We start from the raw sequence: 17,466 nt of genomic DNA, 5'->3' as shown, positions 1-17,466 counted from the left end.
AACCCATATATGTCTCTGACTGAATATACTATTCTAGTGGCAGAAGACGATCCCAATGACGCATTCTTTATCCAAAGAGCTTTTCAAAAGACACAGTTAATTCATACTTTGAAAGTCTTAGAAGACGGTGATGCAGTCATCAATTACTTAAGTGGTGTTGGTGAGTACGCAAATCGCGAACGATATCCTTTGCCAACATTGCTACTCCTAGATATCAAACTACCACGTCTTTCTGGTCTTGAGGTGCTTGAATGGATACGCCAGCAACCTGACTTAAAACGCTTGCTTGTTATCATGCTGACTTCTTCCGATCAAGATAGTGATATTAACTCAGCTTATGAACTAGGTGCCAACTCATATTTAACAAAACCAATCGGAATTGATAACCTACAAGAAATGGTAAACATTATTAACCAATACTGGTTACGCCTCAACAAACAACCAGAAATTTAACAGTGACCAGTGACCAGTGACCAATTGACTAGTTATTAACTTCTTAACTGATGTTATTTCTTTGAAAAAGACGCCGTCTTCGTCTATTCTCTGATTCTTCTCTCAAAGGTACTACGTCGGCTTCACTACTTTCGCGTGCTACGCGAATCAGCAAAGCAGCAGATAGCAAACTAGCAATCATTGAATTTCCACCATAACTAAATAGAGGTAATGGCAAACCAGTTGTTGGCAACGCACCAGTGGTAACACCAACATGAAGCAAGGATTGTCCCACCATCAACACTGTTACCCCAATGGCTACAAGTCGATAAACCGAATGTTTGGTCTTATAAGCTATGATTAATCCTAGAGTAGCATATAAAGCAAGCAGTACTAGCAGCATTATACTGCCAACAAAACCAAATTCTTCAGCAAAAACAGCAAAAATAAAATCGGTGTCTTGAATTGGCAAATAAAACAATTTTTGTTGAGAAAGCCCAAACCCTGCTCCCCATTGTTTACCAGAACCGACAGCCAACAAGCTCTGTACCAGTTGGTAACCATCTCCAGTTGGATCTGCCCATGGATTTAGAAAAGAAAGCACTCGTTTGCGCTGGTATTCTTTAATACTAATACTAAGGACTCCCAAGAGCACTCCTCCAGCTGCTGTTCCTCCTAAGTATTTGTAAGGTAAACCTGCAGCAAGGGCAATTAGCCAGATTGTCATTCCACAGAGTGCTGCTGTACTTAAGTTAGGCTGGATTAAAATTCCTAAAATAATCAGAGAAAAAATACCTAACCAAAAAAAGCGCACTCGCCAACTTAACCTTTCCCATTGCCCAAAGAGTCGCGCACTTTGCAACACTAAAAAGGGTTTAATGAGTTCGGAGGGTTGAATTGGTATTGGTCCGATCGCAATCCAGCGAGATGCATCAAATGCCTTTTTTCCCAATCCCGGTACTAAAGTGAGGAAAATCACCCCCAGTAGCACGATTGCAACCCAGTGGGATATGTTTATGACCTTGCGTAAGGGCAGATTGACTATGATGTTGAATACGATTGATGCTACTAATACCCACAGGACTTGACGCTTAAAGTAATACAGCCCGTCATTGTGGCGATCGTCCGCAACTGCATATGATGCAGAAAATAGAACGATTAATCCCACAAACAGCCAGATCAATGTCAACCAACGCAATAACCGTGCCTCAAGCGCCCAACTGGACACGGAGTCATCGAAGAATGGAATTAGGCGGCGGAAATTCACAATTTCAAGTAAAAAATATGTAAGGTGTCATTCGTTGAGAATGCAGTTAATGTACCACAAGAAATTTTTTAATGATTTTTATTTTGAGAATTTTGTTAGATAATCTACGGTAAGCCGATAAAAAATTGAGTCTTTTTTTTAAAAAGGGCACTTGGTATCATACCACATTCCACTCTGTCATGGAAACTCGTTTCTCGTAAAATTACTATAAGTACGTCAATGAACAGTAGTATACTGAGGAAAGAATTGAATAGCCAAAACTACACTCTTTTGGAGTTGTCTTCCAAAGTAGAGTATGCACTGCTAGCTCTTTTAGAACTGGCAAGTAACAAAGGAAAAAGAGATCCCCTTACCATGAGCGAGATTACAGCAAGACAGCCCATACCGGAACGTTACCTAGAACAAATTCTCACGAGTTTGAGGCGAGCTGGTTTGGTACAAAGCCATCGCGGATCGAGAGGCGGATTCGTTTTAGTTCGAGAACCTTGGCAGATTACTCTACTGGAAATAGTGACTGTCGTTGAAGGTGAGAGGAAGGAGAGAGAATCTTCTGTTCCTTCCACTCTTGAAAAGAACTTAGTTCATGAAGTTTGGGATCGAGCCAATACTGCCGCTATTGAAGTTTTGCGTCGCCATACGCTTCAAGATTTGTGCCAGGAAAGGGAAGCTCGAATACAACAGGGTCCAATGTATTACATATGAACAAAGGAGTGATTTGTATGTTTTTTACTCAACTATTACGGAGTTTAATGAGTCAAGCGGAATGGTGAAAACATAATAGACAACTCCAATTCCCAGGAGAATCACCGCAAGGCTAGAAAGAATAACCCAACGGTCTGCTGGTTCATAAGCATCTTCGTCAATATCTCGACGAACGACAAGGTAGTGCTGGGTTGAAAGCATGACCGTTAGCAATCCAACTAGTGAAAAGGCTAAGCCTAGTTTCCAGCCATTACCTGGACCTTGAGGTGCAAGGGGAGGGCGGAGTATGCGAAGCCGGACAATGAGAACTCCAAAACCCATGAGGGCTATCCCACTTCTCATCCATGCCAAGTAGGTGCGCTCGTTGGCTAGATGTTCTCGAACTCGGTCAGCACTGGGGCTTTTTCGTTTTTCAGGTTTTTCTGCATCTGTTGTCATAATTCTATGGGAACTGTATGAACAAAATTTTTTTAGCAGTCTTTGAATTTAGACTCATAAATATTCATAATATTAGCAGTATTTACTACGGTAGCTTTCCCGACTAGCCGTATAGCCGTATACTTTTGATAAGCTTGTTGGGGTGATAATACTTAGTCAGGAATGCTTGAAAGAGCCTATATGACGTTTGAGCAGTTACGAATTTTTCTTGCAGTGGCAGAATTGATGCACTTTACCCGTGCAGCAGAATCGCTATACATTACTCAACCTGCAGTTAGTGCAGCCATTCAAAGTCTGGAAACAGAATATGGGGTCAAATTATTTCATAGGATTGGTCGTCATATCGAAATTACTGATGCTGGGAAGTTGCTTCAAATAGAAGCACAAAAAATTCTAGATCAAGTGTCTTTAACTCAAAGAGGCTTGCGAGAATTAAATAATATGCAACGGGGTGAGTTAAAGCTCGGGTCAAGTCTGACCATTGGTAATTACTGGTTACCTGAGAAGATTAGCCAGTTCAATCGTCACTATCCCGGTATTCATATAAATTGTACTTTGGGTAATGCGGAAGAAATTTGTGAAGGAACAGCAACAGGGCTGTTTGATTTCGGGTTGGTTACGGGTGATGTGAAAGTCTCTCTCAGAAACTATCTGGAAAAAGAAGTTGTGGGAAGCGATCGCTTGCAGATAGTTGTAGGTCGATCTCATCCTTGGTTTGAAAGAAGAGAAATTTCCCCTGTAGAACTCCTAACAACAACTTGGGTGATGAGAGAGTCAGGCTCGGGAGCGCAACAGATGTTTGAACAAGCCCTACAGAATTGGGGAATCGATCTGACCGAACTAGAAGTTGTTCTCGTCCTCAGTAGCAGTGAGATGGTAAAAGCAGTCGTTGAAAGTGGTGTCGGCGCAGCAGCGATTCCAGAGTTGATGGTGAAAAAAGAACTACAGCTATCTACACTGCACGCAATTCGTGTTGTCGATGGCGATGCGGACACAAAGTTAGAAATCGTCCAACCCGTGTGGAAGCTGAAACACCTACAGCGTTTTCAAACCAGAGTGGCAAGCGCTTTTGAACAGATTCTCAGCAAGGGACAAGGGATTGGCGATTGGCGATTAGGGATAAAGTAGAATTTTCTACCTTGTCCCCAATCTCTAATCAATCACATTTTTTTATTAAAATCAGAAAAAAAAATACTTGATTTTATTGACAGTCTTCTTATATAGTAATGTCAACTTATCAACACAGAAGCTCGCATAGCAATCCTAAATCATTTATAAGAGATTTGAAGTCATGTAGGGGAGCCACCCGAAGTGCGCGTCTTTATGCGCGACCAGAGGAGTGGTGTTGGGCATTGCCCATAACCAGGTCTTTTGTGCGGTATAGCCCTACCTATCTGGAGTTTGCAAATCGAGTAGGGTTGCTGTAGAGCACTAACGTGGAACTTTAACCCAATCTTACGAAGTTAGGCTGAATCCCTGTCTTAGGTGATGAAGTAACTTTTTGGTGTCTCATCTCTCTTAGCTATGGAACTTTCAAACAAAACAGAGTACGCAATTCTCTCTTTGCTAGCGCTAGCAAAATGCTATGCTGATGGCGAATCATTGCAGATCCGAGAGATAGCAGCACGTCAAAATATTCCCAACCGCTATTTAGAAGAACTTCTAGCAACTTTAAGGCGTGGAGGTTTGATTAAGAGTATACGCGGAGTGAAAGGAGGTTACGTTCTAGCACGAGAACCTCAAAAAATTACAGTTTTGGAAGCTTTACGTTGTATAGAAGGATCGGAAGATGAACCGAGTAAGCCTTCCAATATCAAAACAGTAGAAACTGAAGTTATTCATGACGTTTGGCAAGAAGTTCGTCAAGCAGCTTACGACGTATTACAAAAACATACGCTTCAAGATCTTTGCGAACAGCGAATCTCCAAACGGCAAATGGAACTCATGTATTATATATAAATTATTCAGCTATATATATTATTTCTTATCCCGGTTGATTGTTTTGCGATCGCTTGGACTCCATAAAACGGAATTCCCCACGTTTTCCGTAAATTCTCTCTTGAAAAGCGTTAAGTGAGTGAGAAAACTTAGCGCTTTTATTATATATATTTATCGACACCTACTTGAGGTTAAACGAACAAGAAACAGCCATTTTTGAAGAACAGCTTGCTAGGATTGAACCAAGGCAGAAGGAGGAAGTTATGCAAATTGTCACGAGTTGGATGGAAGAAGGTTTGCAACAAGGTCGCGCTGAAGGTCGAGAGCAAGAAGCGGTAACTCTTGTTTTGCGCCAACTTAACCGTCGCTTTAGAACTTTGGATTCTCAGCTACAACAGCAAATTCAGAATTTATCGGTATCTTCGTTAGAAGATTTGGCAGAAGCTTTATTAGATTTTACAACTGTTGCCGACTTGCAAGCTTGGTTGCCAGCTCAGTAAAGGAAAATTTCTCACATTTTCCGTAAATTCTCTCTTGAAAAGCGTTAAGGAAGTGAGAAAACTTAGCGCTTTTGTTATATATTGGTAAAATTAAGCGCTCGCAAACTTTCATGACAAATTATCATTTTTCTTTACCAAAATTGTTAAACAAAAACAGCTAGCAATGAGCTTCGTTAGACTTAATGAATCACTTTTTAAAATAATAAAAATTCCCAATCCTATTAAGATAAAAGGAATAAAGTAGCTACCATATTGGGTTATAATCTCGGCTATTTCTTTTTGCTGAGTCAACTTGTAAGCTAGATAACACCACATTCCTAACAATAGAAAGAAAATAGAGATTACTATAAAAAAACTTGTTAAATTACCACTAGCAAATAATGGTACGTAAACACTGATATTATCGCTACCGTTAGCAATAGTTACAGATGCAACACTATAAGTTTGAGGAGAAACTAAACTAGACAATATAGATTCTTCAGACTCTTCTGTCTCAGATGCACCTTCCTCTGAAAATTCTTCTTCCCCATTCACCAAACTGCTAAGACCCATAACGATTGGCATTAAACCAAGTAATCCAATCCAACGTGCTGATAAAACTAACCCCCCAAACAAACCAGAAAGGCTAACGACAATCAAGATAAAAAAACCTAAATACTGACCTGTAATAATATGTTTGTATGTGAAGGTGGCATTTACTTGGGAAAAAAACAATAATAGGATGAGAAGGTCGTCTATATTAGTGGCAGTAAAGGCAAGGATTCCCGTGCTAATTGCAGCGCTCGTTTCAACCATATTGTTTTTATCTTGAAAGGCAGAGGGCAGGAGGTAGGAGGAAATGTTAGTTCCGCAAGGTTACCCGTAACCTTTTTGCCCTCTGCCTCCTGCCTTCTTCAAAAAGTAACAATCTCTCAGAAAAGCAAGCATGACTACACTTTGGGCGGCTTTCACAGCAGGTATAATTGCTTTTGTAGCAACTAATATTGATGATATCTTAATCCTTCTACTTTTTTTCTCACAAGTAGATGCTAATTTTCACAAGCGTCATATCATTATTGGTCAGTACCTTGGGTTTTCAGCTATTATCCTCGCTAGTTTACCTGGATTTTTTGGTGGTTTGGCAGTACCCCAAGAAGTCATTGGATTGCTTGGATTATTACCGATCGCAATTGGCATCAAAAAACTCTTAAGTCAAGAAGAATCGACAGAAGTTCAGACTGTAACTAGCGATTCTAAGCTGTTTTCATCAAACCATCCTCTGGGGTCTTTTCTAGTCAGTCTTTTGCACCCTCAAACTTATAAAGTAGCAGCAGTGACTCTTGCAAATGGCGGCGATAATATCAGCATCTACATACCTTTATTTGCTGGAAATAGCTATGTCAGTTTGAGCGTAATTTTAATTGTATTCTTTGTTATGATTGGAGTTTGGTGTACGATCGCAAACCTATTATCCCGTCAAGAGGCGATCGCTCATATTTTAAGCCGCTATGGTAGAGCAGCTGTTCCTTTTGTATTGATTGGTTTGGGTTTATTCATTCTCTATGAAAGAGGTACCATCGCATGGCTTTACTCACACTGGAGAAACTAACTTATAACTCACCATGAGCAAAAGCGTGTAGATGACAAAACGCAATGGACGTTGAGGAGCAATGTTGCAAAGCTTAGCACCAAGGATAACTCCAGGTACAGAACCAAACCATATTGGTAACACTAAGCCCCAATCAACTGTTCCTAAGCTCAAATGCCCAAGAGAAGTAAAAAATAACAAGATAGCTGCTTGTGAAATATCTGTACCCACTAATTTACGAGCATCCAAGCGGAAAAAAGAAATCAGCACCAACGCGAACATCGAACCGGAAGAGACACTCGTTAAACCAACCAAACAGCCTAGAATTGCTCCAACACCCATTGCCAACACGCGACCTAATAACGTTTCTAAATTGAACTTTGGCAGATCGGGAAACTTCAACTTTGGGAAAAATGTGAGTAGCAATAGCTGTATCAGGGCGAGTATTGTAACGCATAAAATCATGACCCCAATCGAGTGCAACAAAACGCGATCGAGATTGTCCTCTCCAGTTTGCTTGATGAAGTGCAGGATTCCTACACCAAATAAAGAACCGGGTACGCTACCCAAGACTAGCCACTTTACCACTTGCAAATCGATAGTTTTTTGCTGCCAATGCTTAAAACCGCCCACAAATTTCATTAATGTCGCCGCCACTACGTCAGAGCTGACTGCAACGGAGGGTGGAACTTGAAAGAGAAAAATTAGCATTGGCGTTATGAGAGATGCTCCACCAATCCCCGTTAAGCCAACGACGACACCAACAAAAAAACTAAAGAGGGGTAATAAGAAATAATCCATACGGTTGCTCTTGTATAGGGTTGTTTTGTTGCCCAAACTTCCAATGGAAGTCAGCTTAGTAGATTCAAACCCCTTTTTCTTTAATAAAACAAAAGTCGATAAGCTTACCGTACTTTAACCTAAGTGACGCGCAAACGTCCAGCGTATTCGCACAGATACAAATAAATTATTTGTTACAGGGCTTCACAGAGAAAACTAAACCTTAAAAGCAGGATACAGCAAGGAATGGAAGCGATGTAAATTTTTTTATAGAATAAAATCTGACAGCAAAAAAATTACTATTTAGTCTGTTAATTCCCAAATCACCCTGGATCGGGGAAAGTATGAAGGATAAAATATATCCCGCGTGTGTTCCAAGAGTATTAGATAGGGATGAAGGATAAAGTATGAGGTATGCAGGTATATCCTACCTATGTTCCGGGGTATAGTCGTTTAACCTTTATCCTTTCGGCGTTTTAGCGTTACACAAATGTCTCAAACTGACTTAAACAAACCAAACCAGTCTTTTTTCGACTTTTTCAAAGCATTACTCGCTGCTCGTTGGCAGTCTTTGCTATTGCTACTGATAGGTATCTACTTGCCCTTACAAGTCTTTGGGCTTCTAGCAATAGCGGTTTGGGAAAGCAAAGGCGGTTTTCCGTTTCCTTGGGATGTACCCGTTCTCATAGCAGTTCACTCTACAGCAACAGCGCAACTTGATGCGATCGCAGTAGTACTGACCAAATTTGGTTCTTCAAAATTTATGTTTCCCGCAATCGGGTTTCTTGGACTGCTGCTTTTGCTGCTACAACGATGGCGATCGCTCACTTTCTTGCTAACAACCACTATAGGAAGCGCCATTATCAACCGTACAGCAAAAGAGTTCATGCATCGAGTCCGCCCTCACCTGTGGGATTCACTTGCACCGGAATTAGATTTTTCATTTCCTAGCGGTCATTCCATGATGAGCATGGCACTAGTAGCAACCTTAGTTGTTTTAACTTGGGGTACGATTTGGTCTTGGGTGGCGCTCATTGCTGGAAGTTTTTTTGTCGTAGCCATTGGCTGGACAAGACTTTATCTTGGAGTACACTTTCCGAGCGATATTTTAGCAGGCTGGATGGTTTCAATTGCTTGGGTTATTGGCGTTACCCTAATTATCAGACCGCATTTAACTAAAAAAACTGCTGTCACCGAAGCGCCAACAGCAGAAGAAACTACATTGCTTCCACAAGAGAAGCAGATTTTGAAAGAAAAATAAAAATCTTCAATCTCTTGTGGTATGGGCGTCCTCGCCCGTCCTTTATTTATAGCAGGCAAGATGCCCACACCTGAATTGCTTGATGATTCATAGCAGGCAAGATGCCCACACCTGAATTGCTTGATGATTCATAGCAGGCAAGATACCTGCACCTGAATTACAGAATGATTTATAGCGGGCAAGATGCCCGCACCACAAATGTTAATAGCACCACAAATGTTAATAGCACCTGGTTATTGAATGACTTAATCCTCAAGACTGATTTGTGGAGTCTCAGTTGTAGGCGCAGTGGTAGCTCGTGTATCTAAGAATGCCTGAGAGATTTTAGGAACAAACCAGTTCATCTTACTAGATTTGGACACTTGAGCAACAGGCATATTAAAATCCAGTGCTCCTGTATTTTGATTGGACGCGATCGCTAACTTAGTTCCTTTGGGTACTTTGACAACGACACCACCACTAATTTCCTGATTTTGTCCGTTAGAGGTTGGGGACGTAGCAGTGACATCGCTGGGTATATAAATTCCCTGACAATCCCAGTCATTTTGTGTTGTTTGACCGTCAGCCAGAAAATAAAGCCCAGCATCATATGGAAAATCTTCTTGTTCCATGTTTGCTGGTATTGGCCCATAAATAGCTAGAGTTTTGCCAGTCTTGTTTTCGCACTGACCCCAATTTACGCCCGACTCAAAAGAGTATTTGAGTAACTCTAATTCTCCCAGCTTGTTTTCTATTTCTTTTGGCGTATAACCCGCAAGTTCTGTTTGAGATTCTTGGACAGTTCGCAACTTGTTAATCTCTTTGGTCAACGCTTTGTATTCAGGGCTTTTCGTAATTTTTGGTGCATCTGCAAAGGAAGGTTGAGCGAACACAAAATTTGCTAGTAGTAGCAGCACCATCAAAAGATATTTGAAAGCTTTCATGATTTTTTCCAAACCAAATCACAAAATTATTAATTCAAAACTTACATTACCATTATAGCTGTCCGTCTTATAATCTTAGGGAAAAATTCATTTTATATAGAGCGATCGCAAGTTTATGGCAAATTTTGACTACTATTCCGATGAACTTGGCGTAGAATTAAAAGCTAGAAAAAAAGGCTCGTTTAGAAGTTTTTGAAGACTTGATTGCCGAAATTATATGAGCTATGATTTACTTCGCGATCGCAATTCAATGAGACAACTTAAAGGAGATATTGTATTTGTTAATATGATATATTAGGTATTTTTATGCAAAAGATTAGACAATTTAAAATGTATTTATCTAACCGTTTTGGAATTTTCTCAAATCTCTCCCAAAATATACGCTATTCCCGGTCTGAAAACCTCGCAAAATGAAACAAAAAATAATATCGAACAGTAAAAGTACGCACGGTTTAAAACCATCTTGTCTCTCATTTGGGGAAGTTCTAGCTCAATCCTTTGCTGTTATTGCACCTACCACAATTCCTGCATCTAATATTGGTTTGATAGTGGCACTTTCAGGGAAAGGAGCTTGGTTAAGTTTTCTCATCGGTTTAATTGGACTCGTCTTAGTGAGTATCAACATTAATCAATTTGCGAGTCGTTCGGCTTCTCCTGGTTCCCTCTACTCTTACATTGTTAAAGGCTTAGGTCCGACAGCTGGCGTCATTTGTGGCTGGAGTTTAGTGCTGGCATATTTGTTCACGGGAATGTCTGTATTGTGCGGTTTCGCCAACTTCAGTGGAATTTTAATCGGTCATTTAGGTATTCATCCCTCTAGCATTACACTATTGGCTTTGGGTGCGGGAATAGCCTGGTATGCAGCCTATAAAGATATTCAGCTTTCTGCTATGGCAATGCTTTGGCTTGAAGGAATCTCGCTGGCTCTGATTGCAGTGTTGTGTGCGATGGTTTGGGCAAATAAAGGCTTTGCTTTAGATATGTCGCAACTCACACTTTCCGATGTCACTCCTGGTAAAGTTGCAACGGGATTGGTGTTGGTGATGTTTGCTTTTTCTGGTTTTGAAAGTGCGACATCGTTGGGAGATGAAGCAAAGAAACCATTGCAAACGATTCCCAGATCGGTTATTGGTAGTGTTGTTCTGGCAGGTCTATTCTATATATTGACAACATATATTGAAGTGTTGGGTTTTAACAACACTGGTGTGTCGATTACCGAAACTGAAGAACCTCTAAGATTTTTATCCCAACAAGTCGGTATGGGATTTTTGGGAGAGTTTATTGCTTTTGGAGCATTATTTAGCTTTTTTGCTTGCGTTTTGGGTTGTATCAATCCTGCTGCTAGAGTATTCTTTATGATGGCGCGTCACGGATTGTTCTACTCCAAGCTAGGTGCTGCACATTCTTTTAATCGAACTCCCCATATTGCAGTGACTTTGTGTTCGTTTGCTATCTTCTTAGTTCCGGCGGTGATGTCCCTGTTTAACATTAAGTTGTTTGATAGTATGGGTTACCTGGGAGCTATCTGTAGTTATGGATTTCTCACTGTTTATATCCTCATTTCTCTTGCAGCACCAGTTTATCTGTATCAAATCGGCAAACTCCGCTTGCATCATGTCGTTTTCTCTGTGCTTGCGGTTGCATTTATGATGATTCCTGTCTTGGGAAGTGTAGGTGTTCCTGGGAGCAGTATGTTTCCCGTTCCGGATGCGCCTTATGATGTTTTCCCCTATCTGTTCTTGATGTATTTGGTAGTCACTTGCGGTACGTTTGTATTACAGCGATTGCGATCGCCTAGTATTGTTGCAGAAATGCGGCAAGGTGTGGAGGAAATTCATGCCCGGTTTAGCGATCGCGATCGACTTTAATTTCAATTGATTTAAGAGGATGTTTTATAAAGTGATAGCTCAGATAACCGAAATCTTAGCTCCCCTTAAAAAGGGGGACGAGTGAGAGTATTTTCCCCCCTTTTTAAGGGGGGCGAGTGAGAGTATTTTCCCCCCTTTTTAAGGGGGGCGAGTGAGAGTATTTCCCCCCTTTTTAAGAAGGGCGAGTGAGAGTATTTTCCCCCCTTTTTAAGGGGGGCTAGGGGGGATCGATCGTACATAAAATCTGATTCAAAAGATATCTTTCAAAATTACCTAATCCAAAATCCAAAATCTAAAATCCAAAATTGACATGAATGAATTAGTAACTGCAGTGGGTGCGGGGGTAGCTGCTTTTGGTGCTACTAATATTGATGATATTGTTCTCTTGACAATCTTTTTTTCACAAGTCAATGAGACGTTTCGTCGCTGGCACATTATTCTCGGTCAGTACTTAGGCTTTGCAGTACTGGTTTTCGCTAGTCTTCCTGGTTTTTTTGGAGGTTTTATTGTACCGAAACCATGGATTGGACTCTTTGGCTTAGTGCCAATCCTAATTGGTATTAGGGGTTTGATGAGTAAAGATGAAGATTCGGACACAGATGAGGAAGAGTCAGAGCAAGTCCATAGCTCGTTTGTTGCTAAATTTTTTAACGTACAAGTTTATAGCGTTGCTGCTGTGACGTTTGCTAATGGCAGCGATAACATTAGTATTTATGTTCCTCTGTTTGCTAGTAGCTCTTTGGAAAGCTTACTTGTTATTGTGGGAGTGTTTTTTCTGCTTGTAGGAGCTTTGTGTTTTACAGCGTATCAATTAACGAATCAAAGAGCAATAGCTGAAATGCTCTGTTGTCATGGCAATAATTTTGTCCCGTTTGTCTTGATGGGATTAGGTACTTTGATTTTGATAGAAAGTGGTGTTTTGACTCCTCTACTTTCTTTTGTTAGTTAGCGAGCGGTAGGGGCGCAAGGTCGCCGCGCCCGTACAGTGGTTATTTGCTATTAACAACCAACAACTAACAACTAACAAATTATAAATTTGAGGAATAAAATTGACTATTTTAGAATTTTCATTATTGGTTTGGATAGGATCGTTTACTGCTGGATTTTTAGGGGCTTTAACTGGTTTGGGTGGAGGAGTTGTTATTGTCCCATTGTTAGCTTCGGTTTTTGGAGTTGACATTAGATATGCAGTTGGTGCTTCTTTAGTATCTGTTATTGCTACATCTTTAGGTGCAGCATCTACATATATAAGGAAAGGTTACACAAATTTACGATTGGGAATGTTTTTAGAAGTCGCAACAACGATTGGGGCTTTAATTGGAGCTTTGATTGCTACGTTTATTTCTGTGAAAGCTTTAACTATAGTACTGGCTGTTGTTCTACTTTATTCAGCTTACCTTTCACAACAACCTAAACTTGATAATCCAGAAAGCGAGTCACCCGATCCTTTAGGAAATTATTTACAACTTAACGGTAGCTATCCCACAGCTGAAGGAGAGACATCTTATCAAGTTCAGTCCGTTCCGGCTGGATTTGGCGTGATGCTTGTTGCTGGCGTGCTCTCCGGTTTATTGGGTATCGGTTCGGGTGCATTTAAGGTACTTGCCATGGATCAAATTATGCGCGTCCCCTTTAAAGTTTCTACAACCACAAGCAATTTTATGATTGGGGTAACAGCAGCAGCATCTACGGGAGTTTACTTAGCACGAGGTTATATCGATCCTGCATTATCAATGCCAGTCATATTAGGGGTATTACCTGGTGCTTTTTTGGGAGCGCGAGTTCTTATAGGGGTTAAAACTCAAACTTTAAGAATTGTGTTCAGTCTTGTGCTGGTTCTTATGGCTTGCAAAATCGTATTTAATAGCTTCACAACAGGGGCAGCGTAATATGGAAAAAACGAGTTTTGGTTTTTGGCGGGGTTCACCTACATTTTCCAAAAGTGAATCAACTCAACTTCAGCTACACCAATTGGGCGATACAGCTTTAGCCGTTGAGCCTCCGGCTTATCGCAACTTAACTCAGCCGAACATTGACGCTGCCACACAAGCCTCTCCCAACTCTAAACCTGATAATAGCAAACAAGGTGCAAAGACGTTAAGCGATTTACAACTCGAACCGTTACTGAGCAATTTATTGAAATATGGCGTACTTATTTCTAGTGCTGTTATTTTCATTGGAGGTTTACTCTACTTAATTCGCCATGGTTCTGAACCAGCCCAGTATCACATTTTTCAAGAAGAATCATTTGAGTTTCGTTCTCCCATTGGTGTTATCGATGTTATTCGAGCGGGTAGCTATCGTGGAATCATTCAACTTGGATTATTACTACTAGTTGCAACTCCTATATTGCGTGTTGTCATTTCTCTAGTTATATTTTTACGACACAGAGAATATACTTATGTTGCGATCGTCTCTATTGTCCTCACTGCTCTGATATACAGCTTTTTAGGTGCTTTTTAATACCTGTCTGGTGGGCAATGCCCACCTTTTGAGGTTTATTGAAACTATTTTCTAAAATCAAAAAACATTGAATTAAATTGTTGCATTAACCCAAATTTTGTTGAATAAATTCTGAAACAGAAGTTCTCACCAGCTCCACCATTTCAGTTGGGAATAATCCCAGTGCAGCAGCAGAAGCTAAGCTAAACAAACCAATAATTAAAGCTATAAATCTTCCAAAAAAACCAGGATTAATTTCCATAAAACCTAGTCGCGATTGTCCAATAACAGAAATCGTGAGGAAGACTATCCCTAAAATTAAAAAAATATTAGTTAAAGGTAAAGCGCTCATAGTTGTCAACAATTTTTCTACTCTTAATTATAGCGTGGTTATATCCCCACCTCTTTAAAGATCCCCCTAAATCCCCCTTAAAAAGGGGGACTTTAAGGATTTACCCCCCTTTTTAAGGCTGCGGTGTACACACATCTTTAGCGATCCCCCTAAATCCCCCTTAAAAAGGGGGACTTTAAGGATTTACCCCCCTTTTTAAGGGGGGCTAGGGGGGATCGTGTATAGCAATCATTTGGTGAAATGGTATCAGCCAGAGGCTGGGAACGAGAGAGTACCACAGGAGGAGTGTCGCCCCTGTTAACCAGATGAATCCTTAGAGAAGTCGGGGATCTTGCACTGCAACTAGACTTTTTCTTTATTTTCCGTTATAATACGGTAATGTAATAAGCTTTTCGGGATTTGTATTATGCAAAATATTCCACAAGTCTCTCAGGAGTCGGACTTAGCAGCACAGGTAACCACAGAGCAACTACAGTCAGATGCACCTCTGGATTTGAAACAAGGAATTTTCAAAAAAATAAGAGGCGGATTATTTTTCAGCTTTGGATACTTGCTATCTCCTCTGTGTTGGTGGAATGACCTTATTTTCAATCTACCCATCGCTTACGGTTTTGGATATCTCTGCAGTTTATTCTCACCAAAACTACTAATACCTTGTTCGATCGCAGGATATTGGCTTTCTAACGTTGTTGGAATTCTATTGATGCAAAGAGGAGCTTTGGATGTATTTCAAAACCAATCAACAGAACGCAATCCCAGAAAAGAGTTGATTACAGGCTTAGTCACATCAACTATTTTTACAGCTGTTATTTTAGCATTAATTCAGTTAAAAGTTCTTGAAACTCCGAATTTGTTTTCAAATAGTTAGTTGATAGTTGTTGGTAGATAGTTGTTAGTTGTATCAACCACTAACCATTAACCAATTCAATAAGATTTTAAAAAATCTGTCAAATTTAATAACTTTTGGTTGCCTTGACCAACAACGGTTGGAAGCTTGCCATCCCATTTTTCTAATGCGTGCCTTTCCAGAATCTCTGGTGTTAAGTTTTCGCGGAGTATTCTGTCTGCTTCCGCCTCACCTTTTGCTAAATTCACTTTGGCTTCTGCTTCTCTTGATGCTTTTAAGGCTACAAATTCTGCACGTTTGGCTGCTTGTGCAGCAACTTGCTTTGATTCCACAGCTTCATTAAAATTTTGGGAGAAGTGAATGTGAGTAAGAGAAATATCATCAACTGCAATGTGGTAATTCGCTAGTCGATTTGTTAAGGTCTCGTCCACTCCTGCTTTCATTACTGCTCGTTTGGTAATAATTTCTTCAGCTGTATATTGAGCAAATATTGCCTTGAGCACTTCTTCAATTGCTGGAGTGATAATGCGATCGACAACGTTCTTTTCATCTCCAATTGTTTGGAAAATAGTGTTAGCTCTCTCTGGAATCAAATGCCAGTTTAGAGTAATGTCTGTGGCAATATTCTGCAAATCTTTTGAGGAAGCTTCAGAAAAAATACTTTGCTTCTGAACTCGCACGCTCAATTTTTTTACTGTGTTGACTACTGGTATAATAACGTGAATACCTTCTCCGAGAACTCTGCCTTGCACTTTACCAAATTCCATTAATACACCTCGTTCTCCTGCATTGACGATCGCAAAAGGTGTCAGGAACAATGCGATTAAACATAGAAGTGCTGTCAGCTTTCCAGCATTGTTAAAGGCTTTACTTTTTTTCATAATTGATAACAAATGTCTAGACTCCCGACTTCTTGAAGAAGTCGGGAGTCTAACTCAGTTCACTGATTTAAGAAAGGACGGGCGAGAAAAAAGCTAGTAATTGATTTAGCATCTACCTGTTCGCCTTCAAGAATTGCTTTCTCCAACTCTTCAGGCGTAAAGAAAACCGTTTCCATATCTTCGTCTTCATCTTGTGGTGGCGGTTCTTCTAGCTTTTCTAAATCTTGTGCGAGAAAAGCGTAAATAATTTCACTAGAATATCCTGGGGCTAGGAAAAACTCTCCTAATTTTTGCCACTTGTGAGCGCGAAAGCCTGTTTCTTCCTGGATTTCACGTTGGATGGTTTCTAGAGGATCTTCTCCATATTCTAAAGTTCCTGCAGGAAACTCAAATATTCTTCCTTCTGCTGTAAATCGATACTGACGCACAAGCAAAAGTTTACCTTCTGAAGTCACAGGTATCGCTAAAGCTCCACCTGGGTGACGGATACACTCCCATTCTCCTTCAGAGTTGTTGGGTAAACGCAAGCGATTGACTTCAAAGTCAAACTTGCGTCCCTTGTACAACAAGCGTTGCTTTAACAGTTGGGGTAATTCTCTACCTAATGGCATACTCTATTTTATGGTTAAAAAGCACACAGACTAGTACTTTCGGTGGATGTGAAAATAGCGTTTTCTGCGCTTACTTATTGTAAAATTAATTGCCCACCAATAGTTTCACTTCTGTACAGTCTACATCTTTAACAAGCTCTTTAATCCTACATCCGGAAATTGGTTCTATCCAATCTGCAGCGATTTCGGCGAGTGGAACTAACACAAATGCTCTTTGCTGCATTCGAGGATGGGGAACTTGGAGTTTTGGAGTTTGTAGAATTAAGCGATCGTATAACAACAAATCCAAATCTAACGTGCGGGGTCCCATTCGTTCCCAACGCACTCTTCCAAATTGATTTTCAATATTGAGTAAAGTTTCAAGCAGTTGCTCTGGCATCATCTCTACTTGCAAAATGGCAGTGCCATTGATGTAATCTGGTTGTGGAGGTCCGACAGCTTTTGTTCTGTACCAACTGGATTTTGCCTGTAAGATAATGCCGGGAGTTTGGGATAATGTTTTCATGGCGGCTTCTAAAATTACTAGAGAATCACCGAGATTACTACCTAACGCGATCGCACTACTTTTCATAAACACACTTGCCAATTGCAAAATAATAAGTAAAAATTATCGATAAAGTTTGTTCAATAGGTATACAGATTATTATTTGGCGGATG

At 40.4% G+C, this 17,466-nt stretch carries 21 protein-coding genes; 12 read left to right on the top strand and 9 right to left on the bottom strand.

Annotation, left to right across the window (positions count from 1 at the left end):
• The first annotated feature begins 9 nt into the window (after nt 1-9).
• Nucleotides 10-453, top strand: coding sequence for a response regulator (locus ACKTT2_RS14890; RefSeq protein ID WP_407888129.1), 444 nt, complete (start codon nt 10-12; stop codon nt 451-453).
• Between the two features lie 43 nt (nt 454-496).
• Here ACKTT2_RS14890 and ACKTT2_RS14885 read toward each other — a convergent pair whose 3' ends face one another.
• Nucleotides 497-1,699 (bottom strand): FtsW/RodA/SpoVE family cell cycle protein, encoded by a 1,203-nt coding sequence (locus ACKTT2_RS14885; protein WP_407888127.1) that lies wholly within the window; start codon nt 1,697-1,699, stop codon nt 497-499.
• Between the two features lie 219 nt (nt 1,700-1,918).
• On the opposite strand from ACKTT2_RS14885, the gene ACKTT2_RS14880 reads away from it, so the two are divergent.
• Entirely contained in the window at nt 1,919-2,401 is a 483-nt protein-coding gene (locus tag ACKTT2_RS14880) for an RrF2 family transcriptional regulator (protein ID WP_407888125.1), read from the top strand.
• A 24-nt stretch (nt 2,402-2,425) separates the two neighbouring features.
• Here the strand turns inward: ACKTT2_RS14880 and ACKTT2_RS14875 are convergent, their stop codons facing one another.
• Complete coding sequence (locus ACKTT2_RS14875; RefSeq protein ID WP_407888123.1) at nt 2,426-2,839, bottom strand: YidH family protein; 414 nt, start codon at nt 2,837-2,839, stop codon at nt 2,426-2,428.
• 180 nt (nt 2,840-3,019) lie between these two features.
• Between ACKTT2_RS14875 and ACKTT2_RS14870 the strand changes: the two genes are divergently transcribed.
• The 3 genes from ACKTT2_RS14870 (at nt 3,020) to ACKTT2_RS14860 (ending at nt 5,277) form a co-directional block, all read left to right on the top strand.
• Nucleotides 3,020-3,967 (top strand): LysR family transcriptional regulator, encoded by a 948-nt coding sequence (locus ACKTT2_RS14870; RefSeq protein WP_407888121.1) that lies wholly within the window; start codon nt 3,020-3,022, stop codon nt 3,965-3,967.
• A 396-nt stretch (nt 3,968-4,363) separates the two neighbouring features.
• Entirely contained in the window at nt 4,364-4,798 is a 435-nt protein-coding gene (locus ACKTT2_RS14865) for an RrF2 family transcriptional regulator (protein ID WP_407888119.1), read from the top strand.
• A 164-nt stretch (nt 4,799-4,962) separates the two neighbouring features.
• Nucleotides 4,963-5,277 (top strand): DUF4351 domain-containing protein, encoded by a 315-nt coding sequence (locus ACKTT2_RS14860; protein WP_407888117.1) that lies wholly within the window; start codon nt 4,963-4,965, stop codon nt 5,275-5,277.
• Between the two features lie 108 nt (nt 5,278-5,385).
• On the opposite strand, the gene ACKTT2_RS14855 is transcribed toward ACKTT2_RS14860, so the two are convergent.
• Entirely contained in the window at nt 5,386-6,072 is a 687-nt protein-coding gene (locus ACKTT2_RS14855) for a cadmium resistance transporter (protein WP_407888115.1), read from the bottom strand.
• 130 nt (nt 6,073-6,202) lie between these two features.
• Between ACKTT2_RS14855 and ACKTT2_RS14850 the strand changes: the two genes are divergently transcribed.
• Nucleotides 6,203-6,865: a cadmium resistance transporter gene (locus ACKTT2_RS14850; RefSeq protein ID WP_407888113.1), complete on the top strand. Its 663-nt coding sequence runs from the start codon at nt 6,203-6,205 to the stop codon at nt 6,863-6,865.
• Here ACKTT2_RS14850 and ACKTT2_RS14845 read toward each other — a convergent pair.
• Nucleotides 6,848-7,645, bottom strand: coding sequence for a sulfite exporter TauE/SafE family protein (locus ACKTT2_RS14845; RefSeq protein ID WP_407888111.1), 798 nt, complete (start codon nt 7,643-7,645; stop codon nt 6,848-6,850). The two genes, ACKTT2_RS14850 and ACKTT2_RS14845, sit on opposite strands and share 18 nt — an antisense overlap.
• A gap of 469 nt (nt 7,646-8,114) precedes the next feature.
• Here ACKTT2_RS14845 and ACKTT2_RS14840 point away from each other — a divergent pair, with 469 nt between their 5' ends.
• Nucleotides 8,115-8,885, top strand: a complete 771-nt coding sequence (locus tag ACKTT2_RS14840; protein ID WP_407888109.1) for a phosphatase PAP2 family protein — start codon at nt 8,115-8,117, stop codon at nt 8,883-8,885.
• A gap of 245 nt (nt 8,886-9,130) precedes the next feature.
• On the opposite strand, the gene ACKTT2_RS14835 is transcribed toward ACKTT2_RS14840, so the two are convergent.
• Entirely contained in the window at nt 9,131-9,808 is a 678-nt protein-coding gene (locus tag ACKTT2_RS14835) for a hypothetical protein (protein ID WP_407888107.1), read from the bottom strand.
• 410 nt (nt 9,809-10,218) lie between these two features.
• Between ACKTT2_RS14835 and ACKTT2_RS14830 the strand changes: the two genes are divergently transcribed.
• From ACKTT2_RS14830 to ACKTT2_RS14815, 4 genes are all read left to right on the top strand, one after another.
• The gene (locus tag ACKTT2_RS14830; protein ID WP_407888104.1) at nt 10,219-11,676 is read left to right on the top strand and encodes an APC family permease; all 1,458 of its coding nucleotides are present in this window, start codon (nt 10,219-10,221) and stop codon (nt 11,674-11,676) included.
• A gap of 310 nt (nt 11,677-11,986) precedes the next feature.
• Nucleotides 11,987-12,625 (top strand): cadmium resistance transporter, encoded by a 639-nt coding sequence (locus ACKTT2_RS14825; RefSeq protein ID WP_407888102.1) that lies wholly within the window; start codon nt 11,987-11,989, stop codon nt 12,623-12,625.
• 100 nt (nt 12,626-12,725) lie between these two features.
• On the top strand, nt 12,726-13,565 hold the full coding sequence (locus ACKTT2_RS14820; RefSeq protein WP_407888100.1) for a sulfite exporter TauE/SafE family protein: 840 nt from the start codon (nt 12,726-12,728) through the stop codon (nt 13,563-13,565).
• A gap of 1 nt (nt 13,566) precedes the next feature.
• Complete coding sequence (locus ACKTT2_RS14815) at nt 13,567-14,139, top strand: DUF1634 domain-containing protein (protein ID WP_407888098.1); 573 nt, start codon at nt 13,567-13,569, stop codon at nt 14,137-14,139.
• Between the two features lie 85 nt (nt 14,140-14,224).
• On the opposite strand, the gene ACKTT2_RS14810 is transcribed toward ACKTT2_RS14815, so the two are convergent.
• Nucleotides 14,225-14,470 (bottom strand): hypothetical protein, encoded by a 246-nt coding sequence (locus tag ACKTT2_RS14810; protein ID WP_407888096.1) that lies wholly within the window; start codon nt 14,468-14,470, stop codon nt 14,225-14,227.
• 406 nt (nt 14,471-14,876) lie between these two features.
• On the opposite strand from ACKTT2_RS14810, the gene ACKTT2_RS14805 reads away from it, so the two are divergent.
• Entirely contained in the window at nt 14,877-15,338 is a 462-nt protein-coding gene (locus tag ACKTT2_RS14805) for a DUF7980 family protein (protein ID WP_407888094.1), read from the top strand.
• A gap of 56 nt (nt 15,339-15,394) precedes the next feature.
• Here ACKTT2_RS14805 and ACKTT2_RS14800 read toward each other — a convergent pair whose 3' ends face one another.
• The 3 genes from ACKTT2_RS14800 to folK all read right to left on the bottom strand — a co-directional run bounded on the left by ACKTT2_RS14800 (nt 15,395) and on the right by folK (nt 17,380).
• On the bottom strand, nt 15,395-16,198 hold the full coding sequence (locus ACKTT2_RS14800; protein ID WP_407888092.1) for a prohibitin family protein: 804 nt from the start codon (nt 16,196-16,198) through the stop codon (nt 15,395-15,397).
• Nucleotides 16,199-16,257: 59 nt separating this feature from the next.
• Nucleotides 16,258-16,809, bottom strand: coding sequence for an NUDIX hydrolase (locus ACKTT2_RS14795; protein WP_407888089.1), 552 nt, complete (start codon nt 16,807-16,809; stop codon nt 16,258-16,260).
• Nucleotides 16,810-16,894: 85 nt separating this feature from the next.
• Complete coding sequence (gene folK, locus ACKTT2_RS14790) at nt 16,895-17,380, bottom strand: 2-amino-4-hydroxy-6-hydroxymethyldihydropteridine diphosphokinase (protein ID WP_407888163.1); 486 nt, start codon at nt 17,378-17,380, stop codon at nt 16,895-16,897.
• Between the last annotated feature and the right edge of the window lie 86 nt (nt 17,381-17,466).

The organism is Scytonema hankhaensis NUACC26, from assembly GCF_045865695.1.
GTDB lineage: Bacteria > Cyanobacteriota > Cyanobacteriia > Cyanobacteriales > Nostocaceae > Scytonema.
The sequence above is the reverse complement of the archived record's forward strand: the minus strand, read 5'-3'. Positions and strand labels throughout refer to the sequence as shown.

What these genes read in the sequence shown, in the direction of transcription:
- ACKTT2_RS14890 (WP_407888129.1), top strand. Translation starts at nt 10, where the DNA reads ATGTCTCTGACTGAATATACTATTCTAGTGGCAGAAGACGATCCCAAT.
- ACKTT2_RS14880 (WP_407888125.1), top strand. Translation starts at nt 1,919, where the DNA reads ATGAACAGTAGTATACTGAGGAAAGAATTGAATAGCCAAAACTACACT.
- ACKTT2_RS14875 (WP_407888123.1), bottom strand. Translation starts at nt 2,839, where the DNA reads ATGACAACAGATGCAGAAAAACCTGAAAAACGAAAAAGCCCCAGTGCT.
- ACKTT2_RS14870 (WP_407888121.1), top strand. Translation starts at nt 3,020, where the DNA reads ATGACGTTTGAGCAGTTACGAATTTTTCTTGCAGTGGCAGAATTGATG.
- ACKTT2_RS14865 (WP_407888119.1), top strand. Translation starts at nt 4,364, where the DNA reads ATGGAACTTTCAAACAAAACAGAGTACGCAATTCTCTCTTTGCTAGCG.
- ACKTT2_RS14855 (WP_407888115.1), bottom strand. Translation starts at nt 6,072, where the DNA reads ATGGTTGAAACGAGCGCTGCAATTAGCACGGGAATCCTTGCCTTTACT.
- ACKTT2_RS14850 (WP_407888113.1), top strand. Translation starts at nt 6,203, where the DNA reads ATGACTACACTTTGGGCGGCTTTCACAGCAGGTATAATTGCTTTTGTA.
- ACKTT2_RS14845 (WP_407888111.1), bottom strand. Translation starts at nt 7,645, where the DNA reads ATGGATTATTTCTTATTACCCCTCTTTAGTTTTTTTGTTGGTGTCGTC.
- ACKTT2_RS14840 (WP_407888109.1), top strand. Translation starts at nt 8,115, where the DNA reads ATGTCTCAAACTGACTTAAACAAACCAAACCAGTCTTTTTTCGACTTT.
- ACKTT2_RS14835 (WP_407888107.1), bottom strand. Translation starts at nt 9,808, where the DNA reads ATGAAAGCTTTCAAATATCTTTTGATGGTGCTGCTACTACTAGCAAAT.
- ACKTT2_RS14830 (WP_407888104.1), top strand. Translation starts at nt 10,219, where the DNA reads ATGAAACAAAAAATAATATCGAACAGTAAAAGTACGCACGGTTTAAAA.
- ACKTT2_RS14825 (WP_407888102.1), top strand. Translation starts at nt 11,987, where the DNA reads ATGAATGAATTAGTAACTGCAGTGGGTGCGGGGGTAGCTGCTTTTGGT.
- ACKTT2_RS14815 (WP_407888098.1), top strand. Translation starts at nt 13,567, where the DNA reads ATGGAAAAAACGAGTTTTGGTTTTTGGCGGGGTTCACCTACATTTTCC.
- ACKTT2_RS14810 (WP_407888096.1), bottom strand. Translation starts at nt 14,470, where the DNA reads ATGAGCGCTTTACCTTTAACTAATATTTTTTTAATTTTAGGGATAGTC.
- ACKTT2_RS14805 (WP_407888094.1), top strand. Translation starts at nt 14,877, where the DNA reads ATGCAAAATATTCCACAAGTCTCTCAGGAGTCGGACTTAGCAGCACAG.
- ACKTT2_RS14800 (WP_407888092.1), bottom strand. Translation starts at nt 16,198, where the DNA reads ATGAAAAAAAGTAAAGCCTTTAACAATGCTGGAAAGCTGACAGCACTT.
- ACKTT2_RS14795 (WP_407888089.1), bottom strand. Translation starts at nt 16,809, where the DNA reads ATGCCATTAGGTAGAGAATTACCCCAACTGTTAAAGCAACGCTTGTTG.
- folK (WP_407888163.1), bottom strand. Translation starts at nt 17,380, where the DNA reads ATGAAAAGTAGTGCGATCGCGTTAGGTAGTAATCTCGGTGATTCTCTA.